The sequence below is a fragment of the Priestia sp. FSL H7-0729 genome (assembly GCF_038005685.1).
Lineage (GTDB): Bacteria > Bacillota > Bacilli > Paenibacillales > Paenibacillaceae > Paenibacillus.
Window position 1 is genome coordinate 25,966 of sequence record NZ_JBBOTQ010000027.1, and the last position, 6,774, is coordinate 32,739.

Genomic DNA, 6,774 nt, shown 5'->3' on the forward strand with positions numbered 1-6,774 from the left:
CCTTTTCGCTATTAGCAGAAAGGGTCTTTGTTTTGACTGTAAATTTACTATGATCAGATTTGATTTTAGATGAACAGGAATGGCAGCAGAAACAATGTTGCGACCAGAGCCAGATCGATCCCTGCTCCGTAGCCGTAACCCCCACCGTATCCTCCATATCCATATGGACCGTAGGCCGAAGATTTAACTTTCTTTGATGCAACAGCGTTTTTCTTGCTGCCTTTTACCAGCTGTTGTTTGGATTTGACTGAACATAGCCGTGGTCCTTCGAAACATCCGTTCAAATATACTTTGCCATCACGACATTGGCTAAGCGTACCATACATATGCTTACCGTCTTTCATAACAAGACAAACGGAACGTCCAACGTGCGGAGAAACCGTTTCTTCACATACCCGATTAATTCTGTACATGCATATCCTCCTCATTAGATGCGGTTGCCGCTTGAATTCAACGGTTTGTATATCATAGTAAATAAAAGAGGATTTGGTATGGACGAGTACCCGGTAAATCGAATAGGGAGGAGCCGTTTTTGAGTCTATTCCATACACTGGGAGGAGTGAGGAGGGGATGTTGCATGGATTATCATGACATGCTGGCTCGGTTAGGGGAGGGGAGTGCCCATCCCGGAGGATTTTTGGCAACGCTGAAGTTGCTGGAGAGTTTATCTCTGCCTGTGGATAGTCATATCCTTGAGATAGGATGTGGCACTGGGAGGACTGCGTGTTATTTGGCTAAAAGGGGTTATCAAGTAACAGCGATTGATCTTAATCGTCAGATGCTGGATAAGGCCGTTCGGCGAGCAAGACGAGAGCGGGTGGATGTTCGATTTGTTCAGGCTGATGTAGCATCGTTACCTTTCCCGGAAGATCATTTTGATATGGTATTCGTGGAGTCGGTTACGATCTTTACCCCATGGCGGAGTGCATTTGCTGAGTATAGAAGAGTGTTGAAGCCCGGTGGACTTTTGGTGGATCGGGAGATGGTTTTATCAGGCCAGAAGACCGAATTGATGTATCGCAGACTAAAACAATTCTACGGTATACGAACCCTGGTAACGGCGACATCATGGAGAAAACGCCTAAAACAGTGTGGCTTCACCAAGGTAGAGGTCAAAGAACACTCGCGAACTATAGGAAAATGGGGCGTTGATCATGATCCGCATCGTGAGATTGATATGAATTGGTTTGAGGATGAACATATGCAGCGAATGAGTCAAACCAATGATCGGTTGCTCGCGAAATACGGCAAAAAGTTGGGGTATGCTATTTTTGAAGCAAGGGCACCGCTGGAGGCCAAAAAGGAAAAATAGGAAAAAGGCAACTCACACTATAGGTGGGTTGCCTTTGGTTTGTTTTGATAGAACGTACTACAGCATATCGTTGTCGATAATCCGCCAGTGATGTTTGAGCAGGGCTTCCAGTTGGTTCTTATCCTTGGCTCGAAAAGCGCTTAAAATTTGTCGGTGCTCTTCATTGACTTCGAGCAGTACCTCAGATAGCTTTGGCTTGTTATCACTAACATACGACTGCCGGATGAAGCTATTCTTCAATGTGTTTAACATCTCGATTACCGTGGCGTTACCACAACGCTGAATGTACAGGTTATGGAACTGATATTGGTTCTTGTTGTAGGTTGCAAGATCAAGTTGGCTGATATCTTCGTCCATTCGGACAACAAGAGTTTCCATCTCCATAAGTTCAGATGGTTTGAGGTGGTCTGCTGCAAGTGTGGCAGCAAGTGCCTCCAGCGCACCAATTGCCTGGGAGAACTCCAGTTTTTTGCCTGCATCAAAAGGAGTGACAATAAATCCCCTGCGTGGGATGTATTGCAACAGATTGTCTGAAGCCAGCTGGAAAAGGGCCTCACGGGTAGGCGTGCGACTGATGTCCAGCTTTTTGCATATTTCGGCCTCGTTGATCTTCTGGTTGGGAAGCAGCGTCCCGTCCTGAATCTTCTGGGCAATGTAATCGTATACGTGATCTTTCAAGGACCGGTATTTGGGTACCTCCATACCGAATCCTCCTTTCTATGTATAGTGAATAATTAGATGGGCGTGAGGCCATACTGTGCGCGCCGTTCAGGAGTTTCAAGTTTTTATCATCTTAACACCGAGGGGGAACTTGGGCAAGCAAACTTCATGTTTCAGGCGATGTAAGTGCCGTGTTATATATAGTACATTTTATGGAATTAAAGCGTATAAATGTTTAAATAATGATTGTGATAAACCTAAATGTTTGTTAGTATTACTTACATATAAGTCCATATATTGTCTTATGTATATTGTATACAAATTATTATGCTACTCATTCAAAAAAAGAATAGGGGTATGATGTGTGAAAAAAGTGCTTTTGCCAATGATGCTGTTGTTAGTGATTGTAATCATGTCCGCATGTGGTCAGGAAAAAACGACAGGAACCGGGTCGGACGCTGCTTCGTCTTCGGGGAGTAGCTCTGCGGAAAAGAAAGTAATTGTACTTGGGACCAGTGCGGATTATGCACCTTATGAATTTCATAAGAAAATCGATGGTAAAGATACTATTGTAGGTTTTGACATCGAGATCGCCAAAGCCATTGCTGCTGATCTGGGAGCCGAACTGAAGATTGAGGACATGGACTTTGATGGCCTTCTTATGGCCCTCGGTACAGATAAAGTTGATTTTGTAATATCGGGCCTGACTCCTACGGAGGAACGAAAGAAAAACGTTGATTTTACAGATATCTACTATTATGCAGAACAGGCTGTTCTCGTTAGAAAAGGCGATGATGCAGCAATGAAGTCTATTGATGATCTATCAGGCAAGCAGGTTGGCGTACAGAAGAGTTCCATTCAGGAAGGTATTGCTCAGGAAATAGAGGGAGCTAAGCTTACTTCTCTGGCTAAAATACCTGAGCTGATCCTGGAGTTGCAGACGGGACGCGTAGATGCACTCATTTTGGAGAAGCCGGTGGCTGAACAGTATGTGAACAACCAAGAGGGGCTTGTCGTTGCAGGTGTAGAGATTGAACAGGCTGAAGATGAGGGTGGTTCGGCGATCGCGGTGAAGAAAGGTAATCAGAAGTTGCTGGATCAGATCAATACTACATTGGAAAAGCTCAAAACGAATGGAGATATTGAACGGTTCGTCGTTGAAGCGAATGAGATGCTCGGTGAATAAACCGGACGAGTGAGGGATATGCCGTGAATTTAGATTTTTCCTTTCTATTAGAACATTGGCAAGATTATGCACGAAGTGCATGGGTTACGCTTGAACTTTCCTTCTTCGGCGTTTTGTTTGGGACATTACTTGGGGTAATCATGGCATTAATGCGAATATCCCGAACTTGGCCAATTAAAGTGGTCGCTTCGGCGTATATTGAACTCATTCGAGGAACGCCAATGCTGGTACAGATTCTTATTATTCATTATGGTCTGACGGTTGTAGGTGTGAACCTGCCGGCATTTATGTCGGGGATGGTTGCTCTGACGATGAATAGCTCGGCTTATATGGCGGAGGTGTTCAGGGCCGGGATTCAAGCGATTGATAAAGGGCAGACCGAGGCTTCGCGCTCCCTTGGCATGACGCATGGTATGACACTTCGCTATATTATACTTCCACAGGCCTTTCGAAACATGCTTCCAGCGATCGGCAATGAATTCATTATTATCATCAAAGATTCTTCGCTTGTCTCCATGATTGGAATAGCTGAGATTATATACACGGCCAGAACGATTCAGGGTGTTACGTTTCAGCCGCTTGCTCCGCTGCTTGTTGCCGCCGGCCTCTATTTTATAATCACATTTACACTGGCTAATTTACTATCTTGGTTGGAACGTAGACTGTCTACTTCTCGCTAACTATTGATAAAGGATTTGATTCGAAAAAGCTTGGAGTAGGCTGGAGTGGAAAAAGAGAGAGGTAGTCGTAAATGGGGATGGCATCGCATACATTGTTATTGTATTTTGTATACAATATTTTGGAAAGGTGTTGGGTGAGTATGTCAGATTCCAAAATGTTAATGGATTGGTCGGAGCGTTATGCTGCACCTAATTATCATCCACTCCCTATTGTTATTGAACAGGCGGAAGGGGTATGGGTGGAAGACCCTGAAGGTCGCCGTTATATGGATATGTTAAGCGCATACTCTGCATTGAATCATGGTCACAGACATCCTGTAATCATACAGGCGCTTAAGGATCAGGCAGATCAGGTTACTCTGACATCCCGGGCATTCCACAGCAGCTCAGCTTCTCTTTTTTATCAGAAACTTTCACAATTCACGGGCAAATCGAAGATTCTTGCCATGAATACAGGAGCGGAAGCGGTGGAAACTGCGGTGAAGGCTGTACGTAGATGGGCTTATCGTTGCAAAGGTGTACCGGAGAATCAAGCTGAAATCATCGTATGCTCTGGTAACTTTCATGGAAGAACTCTAACCGTTACGTCCTTTTCTTCCTCAGCAGAGTATAAAAAAGATTTTGGGCCGTTCACACCAGGATTCCGGATTATTCCCTATGGAGATATTGAAGCGCTGAAAAAGGCCATTACGCCAAATACGGCTGGTTTTCTAGTAGAGCCTATTCAGGGCGAAGCTGGAATCGTTATCCCGCCTGATGGATATTTGGCTGAAGCCTTTGCTCTGTGTAAGAGCAAGCGGGTATTAACTGTAGCTGATGAGATCCAGACCGGATTTGGAAGAACGGGCCGCCGTTTTGCTTCCGATTGGGAAGGTGCTGAACCGGACATTTGGATTATGGGCAAAGCGCTGGGGGGAGGGGTCATGCCCATCTCGGCTATTGCTGCTGATGCGGAGATACTGGATTTGTTTGAGCCGGGATCTCATGGTTCTACGTTTGGGGGGAACCCACTCGCCTGCGCCGTGGCTATAGCAGCTCTGAAAGTTCTTGAAGATGAGAAGCTTGCCGAGCGATCGGAGCGTCTGGGGAACTATTTTATGAAAAGACTTCGAGATATTCGCAGTTCAGCCATACGGGATATTCGGGGAAAAGGTTTGTTTATTGGTGTTGAACTGTATGAATCAGCCCGTCCCTATTGTGAGCGTTTGATGTCTACTGGACTGCTGTGCAAAGAAACCCATGAGACGACTATTCGATTTGCTCCACCACTGACGATTAAAGCGTCCGAGATTGACTGGGCACTGGAGAGGATTGAGCAGGTATTGATCAACAATGAGGGAGTTGACCTACATGAAAAATGATGATGATGTACATGGTGGAATAAAAGATACTTCTTTTGATACAAGTCAAACATCTGTGCGACGTAATATTGCCATCATTAAGGTTCCTTTTGGACTCGGTGGAGCAAGAGGTGGAGCAGAGTTGGGACCTGATGAATTGATTACAGCCGGACTGAAGCGGGAGATTGCGAGTCTTGGGCTAGTGCTTTCCAAAGAAGTGCGGGTAGATTGTCCTTCTGAACCGGCTGCCCCTACTGAGCGTAATCGTGTAAAACACTTCAATGAGGTACGTCAGGTCAGTGAGAAGGTGTGTCATGAAGTATCTGCTGCGGTAAAAGAGGGGGCCTTTCCACTTGTGCTTGGGGGAGACCATAGTGTAGCCATTGGTACGTTTGCCGGGTTAACTGCGCACTATTCCAATATGGGTGTGATCTGGTTCGATGCGCATGCAGACTTGAATACGGAAGAACGCAGCTTATCCGGCAATATGCATGGGATGAGTGTGGCTGCTTCCTTGGGGCATACTGCATTTAATCTATCTCAAATTGCTGGAGCAGGTGCATTTATTGATCCGTCCAGCTTGGTCTATATTGGTCTTCGTGACCTGGATGAGTATGAGAAAGAGCAGATTAAGTTTCTGGGAATCCGAGCATTTACGATGCATGATATTGACCGGATGGGAATACAGCAAGTTATTGAGCAGGCGATAGATACAGCGGGAAAAGGGACAGATGGTATTCACGTCAGTTTTGACATGGATTGTCTGGATCCAAGAGAGGCTCCGGGTGTAGGTACACCGGTACCGGGTGGTTTGAATTACCGAGAGGCGCATTACGCTTTGGAGATACTTGCTTCCACAAATCAAGTTACGTCGATGGAACTGGTTGAGGTGAATCCGTTATTTGACCACAATAGACATACGGCGAGACTTGGTGTGGAACTGATATCTTCTCTGCTTGGTAAGCGCATATTATAGGTACTGAGCAGTGAAGTGTAGTGTGTAAGCAGTGCCTAAGAAATGAATTTCTTATTTATATAGAAGGAAAGAAAGCTGGGATCTCCGAAAACCAGGGCTGGTCACAATCAACTGTTCACTGCAATCGCAAGTGAAAGTGGCTTCCCTGGTTGTGTTTAGAGGATGGGTATATTAGAAGCAGCCTAATGAGGATGCTAAGAGTCATTTCTATAGTACAGGAGCATTAGGTTACATATTGTGCCGATAGTGCGTGTGATTAGCATTTATCAAAAAAAGCTTGCAATGTAAAACTGTACATGGTATATTCTAATTCCGGCCAAGAAAACACAAGAAACACGGTGCGGCAAGCAAATGAAATAAGTTTCGAAAGAAACTTAAAAAAAGAGCTTGCAAAGTTGGTGCGGACATGATATTATATAAGAGTTGCTGAAGAGAACGACATTCGGCAGCGAAATAAGTTTGATCTTTGAAAACTGAACAACGAGTGAGTAAACATTCTGCTTGCAGAGTGAAAGCGAAAGTTTGAAACAAGCCTTGGCTTGAATCGGCTGGAGCACAAATGAGATTTTAATCTCGTCAGATTCAAAATGAGCTTATCGCTCTTTTCAATACTTTATTGG

Annotated in this window: 7 protein-coding genes; 5 read left to right on the plus strand and 2 right to left on the minus strand. The window is 44.9% G+C overall.

What is annotated here, in order from left to right:
- Positions 1-65: 65 nt before the first annotated feature.
- The gene (locus MHH93_RS27920; protein WP_091019856.1) at positions 66-413 is read right to left on the minus strand and encodes a hypothetical protein; all 348 of its coding nucleotides are present in this window, start codon (positions 411-413) and stop codon (positions 66-68) included.
- Positions 414-577: 164 nt separating this feature from the next.
- Between MHH93_RS27920 and MHH93_RS27925 the strand changes: the two genes are divergently transcribed.
- Positions 578-1,312 (plus strand): class I SAM-dependent methyltransferase, encoded by a 735-nt coding sequence (locus MHH93_RS27925; protein ID WP_500056717.1) that lies wholly within the window; start codon positions 578-580, stop codon positions 1,310-1,312.
- A 57-nt stretch (positions 1,313-1,369) separates the two neighbouring features.
- On the opposite strand, the gene MHH93_RS27930 is transcribed toward MHH93_RS27925, so the two are convergent.
- On the minus strand, positions 1,370-2,014 hold the full coding sequence (locus MHH93_RS27930; protein WP_500056719.1) for a GntR family transcriptional regulator: 645 nt from the start codon (positions 2,012-2,014) through the stop codon (positions 1,370-1,372).
- Positions 2,015-2,336: 322 nt separating this feature from the next.
- On the opposite strand from MHH93_RS27930, the gene MHH93_RS27935 reads away from it, so the two are divergent.
- The 4 genes from MHH93_RS27935 (at position 2,337) to rocF (ending at position 6,154) form a co-directional block, all read left to right on the plus strand.
- Positions 2,337-3,158 (plus strand): transporter substrate-binding domain-containing protein, encoded by an 822-nt coding sequence (locus tag MHH93_RS27935; RefSeq protein ID WP_500056721.1) that lies wholly within the window; start codon positions 2,337-2,339, stop codon positions 3,156-3,158.
- Positions 3,159-3,181: 23 nt separating this feature from the next.
- Positions 3,182-3,838, plus strand: coding sequence for an amino acid ABC transporter permease (locus MHH93_RS27940; RefSeq protein ID WP_500056723.1), 657 nt, complete (start codon positions 3,182-3,184; stop codon positions 3,836-3,838).
- Positions 3,839-3,978: 140 nt separating this feature from the next.
- Positions 3,979-5,199 carry an ornithine--oxo-acid transaminase gene (locus MHH93_RS27945; protein WP_500056725.1) on the plus strand — a complete coding sequence of 407 codons (1,221 nt, stop codon included), beginning with the start codon at positions 3,979-3,981 and terminating at the stop codon, positions 5,197-5,199.
- Entirely contained in the window at positions 5,189-6,154 is a 966-nt protein-coding gene (gene rocF / locus MHH93_RS27950) for an arginase (protein WP_500056726.1), read from the plus strand. The genes MHH93_RS27945 and rocF overlap by 11 nt, the downstream gene beginning before the upstream one ends.
- Positions 6,155-6,774 lie beyond the last annotated feature (620 nt).

Bases quoted from the DNA above. Each gene is read 5' to 3' on its own strand.
- MHH93_RS27925 (WP_500056717.1), top strand. From the start codon at position 578: ATGGATTATCATGACATGCTGGCTCGGTTAGGGGAGGGGAGTGCCCAT.
- MHH93_RS27930 (WP_500056719.1), bottom strand. From the start codon at position 2,014: ATGGAGGTACCCAAATACCGGTCCTTGAAAGATCACGTATACGATTAC.
- MHH93_RS27920 (WP_091019856.1), bottom strand. From the start codon at position 413: ATGTACAGAATTAATCGGGTATGTGAAGAAACGGTTTCTCCGCACGTT.
- rocF (WP_500056726.1), top strand. From the start codon at position 5,189: ATGAAAAATGATGATGATGTACATGGTGGAATAAAAGATACTTCTTTT.
- MHH93_RS27945 (WP_500056725.1), top strand. From the start codon at position 3,979: ATGTCAGATTCCAAAATGTTAATGGATTGGTCGGAGCGTTATGCTGCA.